General features: G+C 47.6%; 15 protein-coding genes. 10 read left to right on the forward strand and 5 right to left on the reverse strand.

Going from position 1 to position 18,593, the window contains the following annotated elements; genetic code table 11:
* Positions 1–113 precede the first annotated feature (113 nt).
* Positions 114–2,093: a class I adenylate cyclase domain-containing protein gene (locus tag OIK42_RS05790; protein ID WP_273639029.1), complete on the forward strand. Its 1,980-nt coding sequence runs from the start codon at positions 114–116 to the stop codon at positions 2,091–2,093.
* A gap of 67 nt (positions 2,094–2,160) precedes the next feature.
* Here OIK42_RS05790 and OIK42_RS05795 read toward each other — a convergent pair whose 3' ends face one another.
* Positions 2,161–3,123 (reverse strand): carbohydrate kinase family protein, encoded by a 963-nt coding sequence (locus OIK42_RS05795; protein ID WP_273639030.1) that lies wholly within the window; start codon positions 3,121–3,123, stop codon positions 2,161–2,163.
* Positions 3,124–3,324: 201 nt separating this feature from the next.
* A complete protein-coding gene (locus tag OIK42_RS05800) occupies positions 3,325–4,524 on the reverse strand; it encodes an ROK family transcriptional regulator (RefSeq protein WP_273639031.1) in 1,200 nt (399 codons plus the stop codon).
* A gap of 261 nt (positions 4,525–4,785) precedes the next feature.
* Between OIK42_RS05800 and OIK42_RS05805 the strand changes: the two genes are divergently transcribed.
* The gene (locus tag OIK42_RS05805; RefSeq protein ID WP_273639032.1) at positions 4,786–5,127 is read left to right on the forward strand and encodes a Fis family transcriptional regulator; all 342 of its coding nucleotides are present in this window, start codon (positions 4,786–4,788) and stop codon (positions 5,125–5,127) included.
* Positions 5,128–5,208: 81 nt separating this feature from the next.
* Here the strand turns inward: OIK42_RS05805 and OIK42_RS05810 are convergent, their stop codons facing one another.
* The 3 genes from OIK42_RS05810 to OIK42_RS05820 all read right to left on the reverse strand — a co-directional run bounded on the left by OIK42_RS05810 (position 5,209) and on the right by OIK42_RS05820 (position 8,925).
* A complete protein-coding gene (locus tag OIK42_RS05810) occupies positions 5,209–5,736 on the reverse strand; it encodes a hypothetical protein (protein WP_273639033.1) in 528 nt (175 codons plus the stop codon).
* A gap of 171 nt (positions 5,737–5,907) precedes the next feature.
* Complete coding sequence (locus OIK42_RS05815) at positions 5,908–7,773, reverse strand: GGDEF domain-containing protein (RefSeq protein WP_273639034.1); 1,866 nt, start codon at positions 7,771–7,773, stop codon at positions 5,908–5,910.
* Between the two features lie 168 nt (positions 7,774–7,941).
* On the reverse strand, positions 7,942–8,925 hold the full coding sequence (locus OIK42_RS05820; RefSeq protein ID WP_273639035.1) for a DUF4382 domain-containing protein: 984 nt from the start codon (positions 8,923–8,925) through the stop codon (positions 7,942–7,944).
* A gap of 349 nt (positions 8,926–9,274) precedes the next feature.
* Here OIK42_RS05820 and OIK42_RS05825 point away from each other — a divergent pair, with 349 nt between their 5' ends.
* The 8 genes from OIK42_RS05825 (at position 9,275) to OIK42_RS05860 (ending at position 18,404) form a co-directional block, all read left to right on the forward strand.
* Positions 9,275–10,309, forward strand: a complete 1,035-nt coding sequence (locus OIK42_RS05825; protein ID WP_273639036.1) for a GGDEF domain-containing protein — start codon at positions 9,275–9,277, stop codon at positions 10,307–10,309.
* A gap of 100 nt (positions 10,310–10,409) precedes the next feature.
* Positions 10,410–10,943 carry a protein tyrosine phosphatase family protein gene (locus OIK42_RS05830; protein WP_273639037.1) on the forward strand — a complete coding sequence of 178 codons (534 nt, stop codon included), beginning with the start codon at positions 10,410–10,412 and terminating at the stop codon, positions 10,941–10,943.
* A 670-nt stretch (positions 10,944–11,613) separates the two neighbouring features.
* Positions 11,614–11,949: a metalloregulator ArsR/SmtB family transcription factor gene (locus OIK42_RS05835; RefSeq protein WP_273639038.1), complete on the forward strand. Its 336-nt coding sequence runs from the start codon at positions 11,614–11,616 to the stop codon at positions 11,947–11,949.
* A 12-nt stretch (positions 11,950–11,961) separates the two neighbouring features.
* Positions 11,962–12,444, forward strand: coding sequence for an arsenate reductase ArsC (locus tag OIK42_RS05840; protein WP_273639039.1), 483 nt, complete (start codon positions 11,962–11,964; stop codon positions 12,442–12,444).
* Between the two features lies 1 nt (position 12,445).
* Positions 12,446–13,186, forward strand: coding sequence for an arsenical resistance protein ArsH (arsH, locus tag OIK42_RS05845; protein ID WP_273639040.1), 741 nt, complete (start codon positions 12,446–12,448; stop codon positions 13,184–13,186).
* Between the two features lie 22 nt (positions 13,187–13,208).
* Entirely contained in the window at positions 13,209–14,225 is a 1,017-nt protein-coding gene (arsB, locus tag OIK42_RS05850) for an ACR3 family arsenite efflux transporter (RefSeq protein WP_273639041.1), read from the forward strand.
* A 406-nt stretch (positions 14,226–14,631) separates the two neighbouring features.
* Positions 14,632–16,311 carry a methyl-accepting chemotaxis protein gene (locus tag OIK42_RS05855; protein WP_273639042.1) on the forward strand — a complete coding sequence of 560 codons (1,680 nt, stop codon included), beginning with the start codon at positions 14,632–14,634 and terminating at the stop codon, positions 16,309–16,311.
* A 203-nt stretch (positions 16,312–16,514) separates the two neighbouring features.
* A complete protein-coding gene (locus tag OIK42_RS05860) occupies positions 16,515–18,404 on the forward strand; it encodes a M1 family metallopeptidase (RefSeq protein ID WP_273639043.1) in 1,890 nt (629 codons plus the stop codon).
* The last annotated feature ends 189 nt before the right edge of the window (positions 18,405–18,593 follow it).

The raw sequence follows: 18,593 nt of genomic DNA on the forward strand, positions 1-18,593 counted from the left end.
AAACCGGTCGTGTGTAAGACGTTGAGAAAAACACGACAAACTGAAACTGGCGCTAGGCAGAATGGCATGAAAACAGCTATTCTGTAGGGAGTCTGTTAGGAAATAGTGGTGAAATGAGTTCACAACAACCGCGAACGGTTAAGCAAAATCTGACAATCCGCTTGTTGCGGGTATTGCGTTACAACAAGGCAAGAATTGAAAGAGCTTTGGTATTGCTACCTGAAGAGCATCGGCCGTTGTTTCATGTCTTGCCTTTTTTACTGCATGTCAATCACCCGGACTTACCTGGTTATGTAGCAGCCGAGGGCGAAGCTTGCTTTGGTCTTAACAACTATTCCCTGCGTGAAGAGGTCAGGCAGTCGATCGCGGCTGTTTTTCCAGAACAAGCAGCGCTACTTGAGGATCTTAAAGCCATCTGGCCCCGTCAACGCGCTATTGATGCGCTGGTACTGATGGGGAGCGTTGGTACCATTGCGCAATCAGATAAGTCAGACTTTGATTACTGGGTGTGTGTTGATAGCAACAAATTAACACCCACGGCAATGGCGCGGATGCAAGACAAGTTAACAGCGCTGGAGCAGTGGGCGCAAGACAGCTTCGACATCGAAGTGCATTTTTTCTTATCTGATATTGAGAAAGTGAGGGATAACGATTTTGGTGTTGCCGAGGGCGAAAGCGCAGGCTCTGCGCAAGCGGTATTTTTAAAAGCCGAATTTTATACCACAAATATTGTGGTCGCCGGTAAAGCCCCTTTTTGGTGGCTCACGCCGGATAGTACAACCGAAAAGCAGTACTATGCGTTACTCAACCAACTGGAAGCTGGCGGCTCCCCGGACCTCGACTGGTTTATGGACTTAGGCCATCTGGATAAGCTTGACGTTAACGAGTTGTTTGGCGCGGCTATCTGGCAGCTCGGCAAAGCCATGGACTCGCCGTTTAAGTCGGTATTGAAAATGGCTAAGCTCGAGGTGTTTTTGGACAATCTTGAGCGCGAACAACCTTTGTGTAATTTACTTAAGCAACGTGTTCATCATGGTGATGAAGCGCCGGGTAATGTCGCCAATATCGATCCCTATGCGCTGATGTTCGATCAGCTTATTGCTCACTATGAATCTACCCAACAGCCGGACGTTGTCACGCTGTTACAGCAATGCTTGTACATTAAGTGTGGGTGTAAGCTTAGCCAGCCGGTCGAGGAAGGTGAGGTGAATTTTAAACGCCGCATCATCGCCGGCTACGTAAAACGCTGGGGCTGGAACCGCAGCCAGCTGCGTCACCTCGACAATGCAGACAACTGGACCTTTAGTGAGCTGGTGCAACTGAGCCGCCGCATTCATCGATTCCTGATCCAGTGTTACCGGCGGATGTCGGCGCAATTAAAAATGGACAGCCAGTCGGTAAGCAAAGAAGATATGACGGTACTGGGCCGACGCCTGGAAGCTTACTATGCGAAAAAAGAACACAAGCTTGATTTTTTGCGCATTGGTTTTGATGACAAAGTGAATTGCCCGGTGATTACCGTTAAGCAACATAAGTTAAAAAATGGTCAGCCGGTATGGGCCGCCTATTATGGCAATTTGTTGGGTAAGCAGGGTAAAGCTCAGGATAAAACCCGGGTGTACACCGCCGAGACGCCGGAAGGCTTAATGTTATGGTGTGTGTGTAATCGGGTATTAAATACTGACACTAAAGTGTTACTCGATTATGACACAGAGCCGGTTGTGGATAATGATTTAAAGTCACTGATTAAACACTTTGTGGATATTTTCCCGCCGGTGCGCGTGAATGCCGTATCCCGGCAAGACCTTCTTGAGCCAGCCTATATTAAGGCGTGTTTGGTTATTTTAAACTTTACTACAATGCGGATAAAGCCCACGGTAGAGGAGGTCACGGTGGTCTATTCCACCTCCTGGGGGGAAACTTTCCTGGTGCCCGGTAAAGAGGCTATCGACAAACTGTGGTTTGAATTACAAGAAGTTTTTCCACGCCCGCCTTGCTATGTATTTGTGCCGGACGGTATGCAACGTAAAAGAATTTATCAGGCATTTACCGACACCACAGAGTACGAATTCGAACTGCTGAATTACTGGTAGCGTGGCGGGTTTTAAAACAGGGGAAGCCGGCGCGCCTGCGAAAAAGAAGCGCGCCGGGTGAAAACGGTTACTGAATATCTTTAGCCGTTGGCAACGCCTCAAATGCTCCGAAGTGAGACACCGCGTGCGCGCCGCAGGCGGTGGCAAACCGCAGTGCATTTGTCACCGCATCCTGATTGGCTAACCAGTTAGACAGTTCATCATGGTGATGGACTTGCCCCGCGAGCTGAAACAAAAAACCACCGACAAAAGCATCCCCTGCAGCGGTGGTATCGACCGCTTTTACGGCGGCAGGGTGAGTGTAAGTGCCGTTTGTGGTGTTAGTGTAAAACGTGATGGGTTCGGCGCCGTTGGTGATCAGCACCAGTGATACGCCCTGTTTTAGCCACTGTGCAATTTTGTTGGGCGTTTCGGCTTCGCCATAAAGCTCAATCAGTTCTTCTTTGCTGGCTTTAATGATGTCTACCTGTCCGGCAAGATCAGCGATTGTTGTAGGCGCCAGAGACGAGTCATCCCAAAATGCAGGGCGCAGATTAATGTCGAGAGTTAAAATACTGCCCGCTGATTTAAACTTTGCAATGGCCTCAGCAGTGACAGTGCGTAGCCTGGGGATGCACACCGAGCCAGAGCAAAAGCTAACAATACGGGGAGTGTCAAAGAGCGCTGGCACTAAGTCACCGGGGTGTAAATCGGTATGCGCCGCGTTGTCGATATAAAAGTCAAAGGAGCGTTCGCCATCAGCGTCTAAACCCACGAAAGCCAGTGCGGTTTTCCCGGCGTCGGAGTAAGTGGTAAAGGTGGTTGTTACGCCCAGATCCGCGAGTGTTTTCATCAGGTAATGGCCAAACTGATCATTGCCTAATTTACCCAGTAGGGCACTGTTACCGCCTAGCTTGGCGACTGCAACGGCTACATTGGCGGGCGCACCGCCGGCAAATTTGCGAAAGCTTTCATTGCTATCATCAATGCCCGGCTGGCCTTTATTCGACAGCATGTCGATTAACGCCTCACCCATACATAATACTTGCATTATTTAATCTCCAATGTCGTTCAGCCGGTTAACCGGTAGCAATGTGTGTACGAATAGCTCAATACGAGTTTAATACGCCAACCGATACCCTAATAAGGGCAATCCCATAAGGGCAATCCCATAAGGGCAATCCCATAAGGGCAATGTAGTGCAGTCGTTAAATTAAATCAATAAAGTTTATTTAATTTTTGTTGAGCAGGTTCAGATACTGTAAAGCGCCAGTAACGGCAAATTTGCGCACCCCAGGGATTGCGCGCCAGCGCCTATTGAGCCCGGCTTTATTTGCAAGGGCGACAGGCCGCGCATATCGGCACCGGTAAGCTTGGCCTGACAACGACTGACAATACGCGCTTTTATATTTTCAGGTATGGCACCGTCAATAACGATTGCATCGAGATCCAATAACGCCTGCGCGCTAATCGCGGTATGCATCAGGCCATCGGCCACCTGTTCTAGCCAACCATTTAATACCGGTAAGTTATCTGGCCATTGCAATGGCTGTTGATGCAGAAAGTGAGTATCAATGGCTCTGTGCTTAAGCGCTTGTTCAAGCAGATAGAGTGAAGACTGTTCAATTAATTGCTTATTGCTTGCGCCGCTGAAGGTAGGCAGTGAGCCAATGGCGCCGGCATTGCCGGTGCGTCCGGTATGCAAATGGCGATTAAGTACCAGCCCACCGCCGATAAAGGTACCGATAAAACAATACAGATAGTCGGTGAGGTCGTTGTGTTTGCCAAACCAGAGCTCGGCGGCACAGGCTGCGGTGTCATCGTTGCATAGATACACCGGCAAGTCGGAAAACCGCTCAACTTCTGCCAGCATATCGATATCTTTCCAGGCCAATAATTCTGCCTCGGGCGCACCGGTTTGTTCGCTCCAGCGCCACAATTCAAAGGGTATCGCGACACCGATACCACTCATGCGTTGTTGCTGGTCATCGCTTAAAGGTGCGATGAGTTCACTTATTGCCTGTGCCAGGAACGACCGCATCGTGGTGACCGAGGGGTAATTCCATGGTTTGCTGCGAGCGTTTACCACGTTGCCGGTAAAGTCAATCAGGGTTATGTGGATGTTGCGCCGGCCAATTTTAATGCCAATGCCAAAGGCACCCTGTGGGTTAAGTGAAAAGGGCACTGTGGGCTGCCCCCGCTTGCCTCGTTGCGGCGCGCCGCGTTTTACTAAGCCGTCTTCTTCGAGCTTATTAATGATCACAGTGGCTGCCTGAGCCGACAAGCCGGTTTCCTTTGCAATAACAGATTTAGGCAGTTCTTTGTGGTGCCTGATCAGCGACAAAATACGCCGCTCGTTAGCGGCGCGCAGTGCTGACTGGCCTTTGGGCAACGTCGATTTTTGCCATAAAGGCGAGACGGGTTGAGAACTGGTTAGTGCGTAACTTGACATTAGATCCTGCTCACTTCTTTGTTCCACGCATTGCAACACGAGCTCTGGCATTGCAACTATCCGGGCTGGAAGCGCTCAGCGTACCCTAAAGACATTTAATTTAGTAATAAAAGTTGATTAATTACAGGCGGTGAGAACGCATCAGTTTATCTGTTCATCGCTATAATGTCGGTGATTGGCGAGGCGTGAACATGGTCTGATGTGGTATTTGTTGTCAACTCGCTGTACCCTCCCATGGCAGGATAAAAGCCAGAGCACCCTATGAAAAAAACCGACAGGAAACGCGACAATGTATTACGAGAAACGCTCACCGAAGTCTGTGAAGCTGCGCTTGAACGCTACCCCGGCTTTGTGTGGCTGACGCATTTTGCCAACTATAGTGAGTTTCCTGACTCGCTGTCGGTTTGGTGTATTTTTGACACGGAAGCGCAGCTCGCCAGCGCCGACACCGCTAGCTTAACCGCCTTGATAAACCATCAGCTGGAGCACGTGGGTATTAAGGTAAAAAACATCCAAAAACATGTCAGCTTTGACACCGAGGAGGCATGCCGTATTGCTCATGGAGGAAACTGGAAACGGCGCTTTAGCAGTCAGCAACACTGATCTAACGCTGACACACGCAGGTTGGCATTATCCAGCAGCGCCAGTTAGGGTTGTTATCCGCTCACCCAGTCTTTTGCAGGGTTACTCTGCGCTATATTGCTCGTGTTTGTGAATGACTATCCAGCCGTCAATGTAAATTGTGTGCGGGCGACGAACAGTGTAAATGTCGCCGGCGGCATACATCGCAGCTAATTTCTCGTGACTCACAAAGACCTTTTCAACCCGATAATAATTACGTAGCGTGAGGGCATGATCGAACTGGAAATGCTGGCGCGGCGATACCGGCGTTGTATGGCCTATATTTCCTGCTTTAAATACAATACCATCGGTCTGCACTGCCAGTACTTTCATGGGAACATAGCGATATTTTTGATTACTGTCGGGATCTATGGCGTGGAAATCGACAAAGTAAAAATCACTTTTTTGCGGCTGATTAAAAATTTTGTCTGCCTCAATGTGCTCTGATAGGGCATACAACTGGTACAGTGACACTACCGCCAGCACCAGCGCTATCTCGTAATGTGCTTTGAAAAACTTCAGCACTGAACGCATAAAACGCAGTAGCAGTCTGTCGTGGTGATCTGAATAGTGTACAGCGCTAGCATTCATAACGAACAGCCTTATTTACAAGCGTTAGTTTGTTGCCATTGGCAGGGACTGTTTGAACAAAATTCCGTTTCATTGGTGTTTGCGCTGTGTGGGCAGTTTGATGATATGTTGCGCAATGTTAGCGCCAGGTGCAAGGGCAAATTTGACTATCGCCTGTTCGACGTAGCTTAATCAGGCACCAGAAAATTGCGGCAGAGATGCAATGCCTACCTGGTCGCGCCCTTTGTTTTTGGCATCATAAAGGGCCATGTCCGCTTGATTCACCAGCTCAATAAAGTCGCTGTAGGATTCTTTAAATTCGGCGACACCAATACTCACGGTGACCAGGTCGATGCTCATATCGGTCACCTCAGAAGTCGTCTTAATTGCGTTACATAATCGGTTAGCCAGAATTGCGGCTTCATCTGCGGTGGTATTGGGCAATACAAACAAAAACTCTTCGCCACCAATACGGCCGACACAGTCACTGCTGCGTAAGCTGCTACTGCATTGATTGGCAATGAACAGTAAAACATTGTCGCCTTCATTATGACCAAATTTATCATTGATCGATTTAAAGTTGTCGATGTCTAACATTAAAACTGACAGCGGCTGATTATAGCGTTTACTGACCGAAAAGCTTTGCTCGCCGATCTCCATGATTTTTCGCCGGTTGTTGATCCCGGTGAGGACATCATGATTAGCAAGTTGCCGGTTCTTTTTATACAAACGGTAGATCACAATTACTGTCACGGCAAACACTAGCACCAGCGTGACTAAGCCTGCCATTAACCAGGTTTGAAATCGCTGTTTTTGCTCGTTTAACGCTAATTTAGCCCCGAGAACTTCGTTCGCATGATCAAGCTGCTGGTTTCTGAGTTGTTCAATCTCCAGGCTAAATTCACTGTTGAGGCGCGCTGCTTCTGAGGTCATATCAAGCCGGGCTTTTTTTAGCAGGGCGCGCTCGCCTTTACGCATATTTTCGAATGCGGCTTTGTATTGCCGGGCGTCGTAAAGAATGTTGGCATAGATCACATGGGCATCCCACAACCCGGCCAGATCGTCAGTGCCTTGCACTAAGTCGACAGAGTTCTTTCCATAGATCAGTGCTTTTTGGTTATAGCCATTGTCATTTAATAAGCTGGCATAGTGCACGTATGCATTGGCAATATCAGGCACATTGCCCAGTTGCTCACGTAATGTCACTGATTTCGCTATCCATTCAAGGGCTTCTTCAGGGGAGCCATCTTTGTCAAAATAATACGACATCAGTAAATAGGCATACGCCAGCGCAGACGTATCTTCTAAGTGCTGAAAAACAGTAATGGCTTGCTCCAGTAACGCAAATGCCTGAGGCCTTTCACCTACAATATTGATCATCTGGCTACGAGCCATTGTTGCATGTGCTTTCAGTAATCTATTGGCATCACTGTAGCCCGCTTCGGCGCGTTGATAGTGGGTTAACGCTGCTTCGTAATCCTGCAACTGGTAGTTTACGTCACCCAACAGAAAATCGGCTAGGGCGGTAATCGTGGGCCAGCTTTTTCGTTCAGCCTCGACACGAATTTTACCCAGCTGATCAATAGCTTGTGTGTAATGTTGTTGATAGGCATGGTTTATAGCACGGTACATTTTTATGATGGCAAGCCACTTGTCATGCTGCTCAGTGTTGGCAGCATGTTGTGATGCTTGGCTCAACGCACTTTCAAAGAGTGGATCGGCCTTGGCATAATGGCCGTTATCAAACTGCACGAAGCCCTGCAAAAATGTCTTAAGACCGGCTCCCTGCGGATCTGTTTCGGCTGGCAGTGTTTGTGCTAAGGGTTGCAGTAAATCTGTGCGGTTAAATAAAAAGTACAAAATGGCAAGTTGTTGTTGATTATGAGAAATCTCAGGTTGCTCGTTATGCTCTTTCAGCAGTGCCTGTTGAGTGGCGGTGAACGGTTGACTTTGATATGCAGTAGAAAAAAGCTCTAATTGAGCATAGACCCAGGGAGTAAAAATAGACACGCTCACGGCAATACTGATCAGTGATAATTTTCTCAATACTGCAATCACTACTAACTCCATGTAACTTTTATGTTATTTCATCAACGAAACCATCTTATGTTATTACTTTTACACTATTCTGGTTAAATATAAAACAGTTTATTCGTCTCAGAGGAGTTTACCGGTGAGGCATGCTGAGATGGTACAAGAAGTCCGTTTCCTGCACCGGGTTATTGATTATTGAAGCGTTACGGTAGTTTCTTCAGTTGCGGTCACCGAGGTCTCAATGACTGCCTGAAAGCTGAACACATCACTGTTTTCATCGCTTTCCGGCTGGTCAAACAAAGCGAGGCAGCTAAATGCAACGGTATACTCATCTGCGGGTAAGTAACCGGCGACAAACTCATAAGATTCAGTGTCGGCGTTATAGGTAACACTCGCTATGGCAAAAGGCGCAATTTCGTTTGCATCAGCCGGCGAATCAGCATCATCACCGAGCAATTCAGGGTTCAGATCACTACCGGTGTACAGATAAACGGCATTACCTTCATCGATATCAGCTTTTGCTGCGCAGGCGCTGTCTAACAGTAAGTCCTCGCTGACGGTGCCAGAGAGTGTGCCTACTGAGTCATTGGCAACCAGGCGCACGCCGCGTGGTTTGAGGAAAATAGTATTGGGTTGACCCACGGGATCCACCAGGCTTTTTCGTAAATCAAATTCAACGGTATAGGCCGCGGCGACGCCGGGTAACACCTCAATACCATCCAGCTTGAGTTCGTTACTTGGCACCGACAGCTCGTAGGTGCCATCATCCATCACAATATAGGACGCATCGGTAACCGCCAAACGAAGCTGAGAATAAGTCCCTGCGGGTATGTCGGTATCGTCAACGATGGTGACAAACGACTCGCCCTGGTAGTTGAGTAGGTCGATAGCCCTGGGGTCACCGTTTTCATCCCTTACATCAAAGGTTTGATTGCCATCGCCACCGATCAACTCGACGCTATTAAAATAAACAACGACTTCGCTCGCCTGGTCGACGGGCGCATCGGAAACCGCCAAACTGAATGTTGCGGTGTCAGGCGTTTCTGGTGATGGTTCGTTGTCACTACTGCTGCTCCCGCCGCAGGCAAATAAGGATGATGAAACGAGGGTAATTAAGGCGCCTTTTACAAGCGGTTTTTGTATTGCATTCGAAATGAGGTGTGATTGCTTATTCATTTCTTACTCCTGCTTTACTGGTTAATTGCTGATGTTGCAATGCGCTTATGTATGAACATGTTTCATGTAGTCTTTCAAATCTTATGCCACCCGGTAAATATGTCTTTTTAACAATAGGTTGTATTTCGTATAACGTTCTGAGCTGTAAGTTTTACGACATGGTGTTGCACATTTGCGTCACTATGCGGATGGGGAGTTGTGCGATCTGAACCCTGCCTATCTGCCTATGTCAACACGCGAATGCGACTAACAGCGACCGCATAAAAATCAACCATCGGTTACATTTTTTATCAATAGCGGTGGCATCCATGTGCTAACCTCACAAAATGGGCAATAGGTAATTTGAAGTATGCTTGATAGCAAAAAACACAATCATAAAATCAATCTGCAGTTTATTAAGGTGTGCTTTGTTGTAACGCTACTCGGTACCCTGGTGCGCCCGTTGTTTATCGATTTGCCTTTCATTTTTACTGGCATAGGCTTGCTAAACCTACTCAGTATCTTGGTTATTTATGTTGTGGTTAAACGCCATTGGTGTCAGCGATTTGAGGCATTAAGCGTCTTTTTAATTGGCGTGGGTACGGTAACCCCGCTGATGGTCATTTCTGGCGGTATTAACAGTCAGTTTGCGCCAATCATCCCGTTAATTCCGTTAGCAACAGCGCTTATTGGTGGTGTCAGAATGTCCATGGTAGTGTCGGTTTTGCTTATTGGGTTGATTACATTATTTGTTGTTTTTCATTCTCAGGTGGCCGATTTTACGCAAGACTCGAGTAGTCAGGCGAAAGTGGTATCCCGCGCTGTATGGTATGGTTTAACGCTGTGCGCAACCTGTTACTTTGGAATCTTCTTTTATCGTCGCAATCAGTATCTGCAACAACAGCTTGAGAAGATGGCGACAATGGACGAGCTGACTGGCGTATTCAACCGGCGGGGCTTTATGGCGTTAGCCAGGCAGCAACTGACCATGGCGTACAGAAACCAGCGCCCGTTTTGCATCATTTTACTGGATATCGATCATTTTAAGCATATCAACGACACTCACGGCCATGATGCGGGTGATATGTGCCTGTCAGCGGTTGCCACCAGTATTGATAATGAACTTCGCGAGCAGGATATTTTAGGTCGCTATGGTGGTGAGGAATTTATTTTGTTTTTGCCAGACACCAACTTGCAGCAGTCCAAACGGGTTGCTGAGAAAATCCGCCGCGCCATTGCGTTAATGGTTACCGGTGATGAAGGATTGCGACTCACCGTCACTCAGGGTATTGCCGGATACGAGGGCGGCAATTTGGACGATATAGAACACTATATTTCTCTGGCCGATGAAGCGCTTTATCAGGGCAAAGAAAGCGGTCGCAACAAATGGGTGTTATCTGCCTAAGCAGGTTAATTACTGGTAAAAACGAAACTGAGCAGACGGTGGATTGTGTTTTAGTGGCCACCTCATATACTAAGCGCTGATTATTCACAGGACAGTTAGTATGAAAAATATAAACCGGTATATTGTATGTATCGCATTGTTGCTCGGAGCAGGTAAAACTATGGCAGATAGTGATGTATCTTTTGAAGCGTTACCGCCTCTCGAAAATTTTCAGGTAAACAATGACAAAATGATCAGCGCAGGCTTACCCAATGAAGCGCACTTTTCGGTATTTAAAGCGCAGGGAGTTTCCACGGTTATCGACCTGATACCGGGTGATCGCAAGGTTGAAGAGACGATAGTGAGTGATCTGGGCCTGGATTATCATAATATTCAGGTCGAGTGGGAAAACCCCACGGTAGCTAATTTTGCAGCGTACGTTGCCATTATGGATGCTGCTAAGTCTGAGCCTGGCATTGTATTAACACATTGCAGAAAAAACTGGCGTGGAGCCGTATTTACTTATCTGTATCGACTCACTCAGCTTAACGAGCCAGAAGCCGAAGCCAGACGCGATCTCGACGCGATTTGGCAACCTAACGACACATGGCTGGTCTTTATCGAAAAGGTAAAAGCCCACTATAACGTTGATTGATTGTCGATGTTAGCAATTTAACATTTACTGCGCGAATGGGCTGCTGAGAGCATGTGATCTGGTTTAACCGCCAGCGGGGGCGCTCAGCAGTCGCAGTTTTTTTACAATAATGTTGTTGGCATAGAGTAGTTTATCAACCGAATTGAAAAAACTAGATGTAGATCAATTTTTAATCAGCCATTGTTGCTATACTTATTGGGTAAGAAGCGTACAAACGCTGCTACTTATATTTATATAATTAAATCTACCCTACATATCTTTCGAACGTCGTAATACGAAAGACTACGCTCTGGAGATAGCCATGACAGTGCATGCAATAAAACCTACTTTTCGTTCAAAGGCTGATTTGGCTTTACAGGTGGAAAGAGGCCACCTGTGGCTACATTGTTTTCGAACGTGTTCGAGTTGTCAGCAGGTGTCTAAAAATCTGACGAAGTATGAATTTGGCGATGGCAGCTCGGTCATTTTAGACTCAAGCTATGATTTTCCTGCCCCGGTAAAGCCTGAAGAGATTGCACGAAAACAGCAACACCTTAAGGCAAGCAATCACTAATATTATGTAATCAACGTTTAAAAAGCGGCCAAATGAGGCCGTTTTTTTATATCTGTAGATTGACACCCGGACTTATGTATGTGAAATTTCACATATGTGAAAAATCGAATGTGTATTATGGATCCTTGTCAGTTTTTTAAGTGTCTGGCAGATGACACACGGCTGCAGTCGCTACTGTTGATAGCGCTTGAAGGCGAAACGTGCGTCTGTGATTTGATGTTTGCCTTGCAACAGGATCAACCAAAAATATCCCGTCACCTTGCAGCGCTGCGAAAATGTCAGATTGTCAGTGATACCCGGCGTGGAAAATGGGTGTTTTACGATCTTTCGCCAACATTGCCAGATTGGGCCAAAGACGTGATCAATAACACCGCGAGAACCAATCCCGCGTATCTTCAGGACGCGTTAAAGCGGTTACGCGCAGAACGCACCGACTCCACCAATTGTTGTTAATTTTGGAATATCATGAAAATTCTCTATATTTGTACCCATAATCGTTGTCGAAGTATTCTTTCTGAGGCGGTCACTAACCAGCTTGCTGGCGGTGTTATAAATGCCCAAAGTGCCGGCAGTCAACCTGCCGGAGTTGTTCACCCCTTGTCAGTGAAATATCTGGAGCAGGCCGGGTACAACACCGATGGTTTGCAAAGCCAGTCGTGGGATGAATTTGAAAGTTTTGCCCCGGACATTGTGGTCACGGTATGCGACTCTGCTGCAGGTGAGAGTTGTCCGGTATGGTTTGGTAACAGTATCAAGGTGCATTGGGGTCTTAGCGATCCGTCGAAAGTGGTTGGTAGCGATAAGGATATCGAAACTGCGTTTAACCAGTGTATTGCGCTCATCGAAGGGCGGGTTAAAGCGCTTATTACACTGGCGGAAACGGCGCAATCAAAAGGCTTTGACCGCGATGAACTGCGCAAGGCGTTAGCACAATTGGGGGCGCAATAAGATGTCGCCACCGCTAAATACTGATTTACCCAACATTGATGAATCGCAAATAAAATGCCCGTCGCTAAACGACTTTGCGGGCGTTTCTTCCACATCGCCACGGCAGGCGAATCATCCGCCACGTATTTTATTGCTCTATGGCTCGTTGCGAACGCGTTCGTTTAGTCGTTTGGTGATAGAAGAGTGTCAGCGTTTACTTACCTTGTTTGGCGCTGAGGCGAGAATATTCGATCCCAGCGGTTTACCGCAACCAGACACTGATGATGGTTCGCATCCGAAGGTTCAGGAACTCCGGGAGCTAATGATGTGGTCAGAAGGGCAGGTATGGTGTTCACCGGAGCGCCATGGCTCAATGACCAGCATATTTAAGAGCCAGTTAGACTGGGTGCCGCTAAATCTTGGTGGTGTTCGGCCCACCCAAGGCAAAACGTTAGCGGTAATGCAAGTGTGCGGTGGCTCGCAGTCGTTTAACGTGGTTAATCAACTGCGTATTCTTGGCCGTTGGATGCGGATGATCACCATTCCGAATCAATCATCGGTTGCCAAAGCATTTTTAGAGTTCGATGACAATGATCGCATGAAGCCTTCACCTTATTACAACCGGATTGTGGATGTCATGGAAGAACTTATTAAGTTCACGCTGCTCACCCGTGCCAACAGCGACTATCTGGTAGACCGGTATTCAGAGCGTGTTGAATCAGCACAACAGGTCAGCGAACGCGTCAATCAGCGCAGCGTATAAACACGCGCAAAAGGAGAATTTTATGGGATTATTTGAGCGTTATCTGTCGGTATGGGTAGGCCTTGCGATTATCGCAGGGATTGCTGCTGGCAGCATGGTACCCGAGTGGTTTGCGGTGGTGGCCGGGTGGCAGTATGCCCAGGTGAACTTAGTCATAGCGGTGCTGATCTGGTTAATGATTTACCCCATGATGGTACAGGTCGACTTTTCGGCTATTAAGGATGTGGGCAAGAAGCCCAAAGGCATACTGCTCACACTGGTTATAAACTGGTTGATCAAGCCCTTTACCATGGCGTTGTTGGGTTGGTTGTTTTTTAAGGTGTTATTTGTCGATATGGTCGACCCGCAAACTGCCAGTGAATACATTGCCGGTATGATATTGCTAGGCGTGGCGCCGTGTACAGCGATGGTATTTGTATGGAGTCAACTGACACGAGGCGATGCCAATTACACCTTGGTACAGGTCTCTATTAATGATGTCATCATGATTTTTGCCTTTGCGCCAATTGCAGGCTTGCTGCTGGGCGTCACTGATATCACTGTGCCCTGGGACACCCTGCTGTTATCGGTCGTGTTGTATGTACTGATCCCATTGGTGGCAGGAGCTCTTACGCGTAAAGCGCTGGATAATCAGCAAGGTAGCTCCCGCCTTGCCCACTTTTTGCAGGCAATGAAACCCTGGTCTATTGTGGGGCTGCTAACAACTGTTGTTTTATTGTTTGGGTTTCAGTCGCAAACCATTTTGGCGAAACCTGAAGCCATTGTACTGATTGCCATTCCGCTATTGATTCAAACCTATGGTATCTTTGCCATTGCCTACCTCTTAGCCAAACGCATGAAACTGCCGCATAACGTGGCGGCACCGGCGTGTATGATTGGTACTTCCAACTTTTTTGAACTGGCTGTTGCAGTTGCAATTTCAGTATTTGGACTAGAGTCTGGTGCCGCTCTCGCGACAGTGGTTGGTGTGTTAGTTGAAGTGCCGGTAATGCTATCGCTGGTGTGGTTTGCTAACCGCACCCGGGATTGGTTTGATTGACGCGTATTTCCTCGTATTAAGAGAATACCTTGTATAAAAGGAAAAGGGATGGCGATGATTTGCTGTTCCTTTTTTGCTTTTCCCCAGCCCACATCGTCTATCCAATCCACTTCGTCGCTGAATTGCCGGTAAGCTGAAACTGGTTGTCATCCGCGAGGTAATCTTTGTCCCGGAATATCCGCCACTGAATAGCGCACCTATATTGTATATTACTTAATTTCACTTCTCTTACGATCCAGCCGTTTTAAGCAATGGATCTTTATGTCGAAAAGGAAATTTAAAGTATTCCTTAACAGTAGGTTAATTTTGTTCTTACTTTTTTAACAAAAATGTTGGTTAAATAGGCACTTATAGGTAATACTGAAAGAAAAGAATTGCAATTAATTGTGATGTTGGAGTGTCGTCAGTGAACCTTTCTATCAAACAAAAGTTATTGCTTATATCGGTATTACCCGTCATTTTAATCGGCGGCATAATGACGGTTTTGTCGGTTTATCAGGTCAATCAGCAGGCTGAAGAACGCCTGACCAGCAGCCGCGCGGTGATGATCAGCGACCGTGAAAAAGAAGTTAAAGCCCTAGTAGAAATGGCTGTCAGCCTGGTAAAGCCAATTTACGATCGGGGCGGCTCAATGGCAGAAGCTACCGAATTGCTTAAGCAGTTTGAATACGGCGAGTCAGGGTACGTGTTTGGTTACGATGAGCAGGGAATACGGGTCTTCAATGGTAAAAACCCCGCGCGCATCGGCGATAGCTTTTGGGATCTGAAAGACAGTAATGGGGTTTATTTAATCCGTGAGCTGATTAAAGCCGGTAAACGAAACCGTTTTGCTGAGGGTGATGAGTATGTCACCTACTACTTTCCCAAGCTGGGGGAAACCACGCCGTTTCCAAAGCTGTCTTATTCGGCTTATTTTCCTGATTGGGACCTGATGATAGGCACCGGCTTTTACATTGATGAAGTGGAAGCGGAATTGGCAGTCATCGAAGAAGAGGTTTATGCCAGTCGCAACCAGTTGGTGACATTTCTGGTGCTCACCTGCATTGGTTTAGGTGGTGTTGCGTTTGTGGTGGGGTTAATGGTGCGACACAGCATCACCAAACCCCTTGATGAGGTCAATTCGTCAATCCGCGAATTAGCGCAGGGTAATGGTGATTTAACCCGCAAGATAAGCGTGAATGACAATTTTGAGATTGGCAAGCTGGCGGGCAATGTAAATCAGTTACTCAGCAATTTACACAGTATGATGTGCATGATCCGTGATCTGTCAAAAGATATGGAGCAGGAAACCGCCAGATTAAGCGACGGCGCCAACAGAGTGGATAGGATTGCTGCTGAGCAGCAGAGTAATACCGACCAAATTGCGACGGCGGTGACGGAGCTTTCGGTTTCTTCACAGAGTGTAACGGATCACGCTAATGCCGCTGCCGAAGCGGCGCAACAAGCTGAAGAGCAGGGTGAATTAGCCGGTAAAACCGTGGCCGAAACGGTTAACAGCATGAACCAGCTGGTGGAAGAAATTGGCCGGGCCAGCGAGGTGGTAAAACGCGTTGGTGGCGACGTTGATGGCATTGTTGGTTTATTGCAGGTGATTGAGAATATCGCGGCACAAACAAACTTGTTGGCGTTAAACGCGGCTATTGAGGCTGCCAGAGCCGGTGAGCAAGGTCGCGGATTTGCAGTAGTCGCCGACGAAGTGAGAAGCCTGGCGAGTAAAACTCAGTCAAGCACCGAGCAAATTCAGGATATGATCCAACGGTTGCAAACGGGCTCTGAATCAGCCCTCAACACCATGGAAACCAGTATTACCCAAAGTCAGAAAACGCAGCAGCAAGTGGCAGAAACGCAAAGCGCACTAACGATGATCGCCAATGCCACGCAAACCATTAACCGCATGAATGCTGAAATAGCCACTGCCGCCCATGAACAAAGTGAGGTGTCTGCGGATATCAGTGTGCGGGTCAATGAGGTCAACGATCATACCAACCAGCTTGCTCAGGCTTCGGCCGATAATAAACAGGTTTGTATTGTCTTTAATGACAAGACGCAGCGTTTGGATAAGCTGGTGGGTCAATTTAAACTCTGAGCGTGTCGTCATTTTGTCTGGGCAGCGCTGTCTGCGCTGCCCAGCGTTTTATTGGAACCCGTATTCCAGATGTTATACAAAAAACGATGCAGGCCCACGCCCTTCCACTTAAGTATGCTGAATAAGGGCAGTGTGGCAGGCTAATGCAAGCAGCCGGCGAATCCGGTATTATGATCCTGTGTAATAATAACAACAGGATCACAATGAAAAAGCTCGCTTGGTTACTCACCACAATCCCACTTTATATGGCCTGTACGCCTGCTACTGATAATGCATCGCAGGCACAACTACCGCAAAGTACCAACCCATCTGCAGATAACATTAAAGCAGGAGTGGATTATCATTCTTTTTCAAATCCGGATGAAGTGACTGTCACTCATTTGGATATTGAGTTGACCGCTAACTTTACGGCAAAGGTCTTATCGGGCTCGGTGACGCTTGATTATGAGAGACAGACACCGAACGCCAGTTCGCTGATTTTAGATACGCGGGATTTAGCAATTGAGCGCGTGACCGCCAATGGCGAAGCGGTAGATTTTAACCTGCGCCCGGCCGATCCTGAATTAGGCGCAGCGCTTGAGATCAACCTTCCGCAAAGCGCTAGTCAAGTCACGATCGAATACGCAACGTCGCCTCAGGCATCAGGTGTACAATGGTTAACGCCAAGCCAAACAGCCGGTAAAGAGCACCCGTTTTTATTTACTCAGGCACAAGCCGTGCATGCCCGTAGCTTTATTCCGCTGCAGGATTCGCCGCAGGTTCGCGTAACCTATAACGCCACTATTCATACGCCGCCGGAATTGCTGGCAGTAATGAGTGCCGCAAACGATCCACAAACGGAGCGGGATGGTGAGTATGATTTTACTATGCCACAGCCGGTCCCTTCTTATTTGATTGCACTGGCCATTGGCGATTTACATTTTAAACCTATGGGTGAGCGCACCGGGGTGTACGCTGAGCCTGCTTTGCTGGAAGCTGCTGCCGAGGAATTTGCCGATACCGAAAGTATGTTGCTGGCTACGGAGAATACTTACGGGCCTTACGGTTGGGATCGCTACGACTTACTTATACTGCCACCTTCGTTCCCGTTTGGAGGGATGGAAAACCCGCGCCTTTCGTTTATTACGCCGACGGTTATTGCCGGCGACAAGAGCCTGGTGTCGTTAATCGCACACGAGCTGGCACACAGTTGGTCAGGTAATACGGTCACCAACGCCACCTGGCGCGATCTGTGGTTAAACGAAGGTTTTACCACTTATTTAACCTACCGCATTATGGAAATGATCTACGGCAACGACCGCTACCGGATGGAAGCGGTGCTGGGCTATCAGGATTTGCAGAACGATATTGCCGCGCTGGATGACAACGATGAGATCCTGGCTATCGATTTACGTGGCCGTAATCCGGATGATGTTTTTTCGAATATTCCCTATGAGAAGGGCGCTTTGTTTTTACGCGAACTTGAACATAAAGTAGGCCGTGACAACTTTGATCAGTTTTTGCTGAATTACTTTGATCACTTTGCCTTTAAAAGCATTACCACTGATGAGTTTGTGGCGTACCTGAATAAAACCCTGGTAGCAGACTATCCTGAGCAACTTAACGAAGAACGCATTCAGCAATGGATTTTTGAGCCGGGGATCCCGGCCGGTGCGCCAGTGCCAGAATCCGACGCCTTTATGCTGGTGGATCAGGCTCGTCAGAACTGGTTAGCCGGTGAGAAAGCCGCCAGCGATATTAAAACCGCCGGCTGGACCGTGCATGAATGGTTGTATTTTTTAAATAATATGCCCGCGCAGTTATCTGATGAGCAGTTGGCTGAACTCGACAGCGCTTTTGGTTTAACCGCAAGTACTAACAATGAGATTGCTCACAGCTGGTTAATGATTGCGGTGCATAACGAGTACCAACCGGCTTATAACCGTTTATACAATTATTTGGTAACCATTGGCCGTAACAAGCTGGTCAAACCGCTGTACCGGGAATTGTCTAAAACACCAGAGGGTAAGGCTTTTGCCCAAAAAGCCTTTGCTGAAGCCAGACCGGGTTATCATCCACTGACTATCAAAGCCAACGAGGGCTTTGTTGAATAGAATTAGCTTGCTTCTCTTGCAGGCATGCCCGCCATCGCGGGTATGCCTGACTGTTAATTAACCCCATGTCATAACCCCCGCCTTTTACTGTTTCATCCCCAGGTCTGAACTCTTTCAGCACGCATTAGAGCGAAACGTTGATCTTAATTGATTGTTAACAAAGCAATTTGCAAAGTCTTACAAAGCTTC

Source organism: Alteromonas gilva (assembly GCF_028595265.1).
GTDB classification, from domain to species: Bacteria; Pseudomonadota; Gammaproteobacteria; order Enterobacterales; family Alteromonadaceae; genus Alteromonas; species Alteromonas gilva.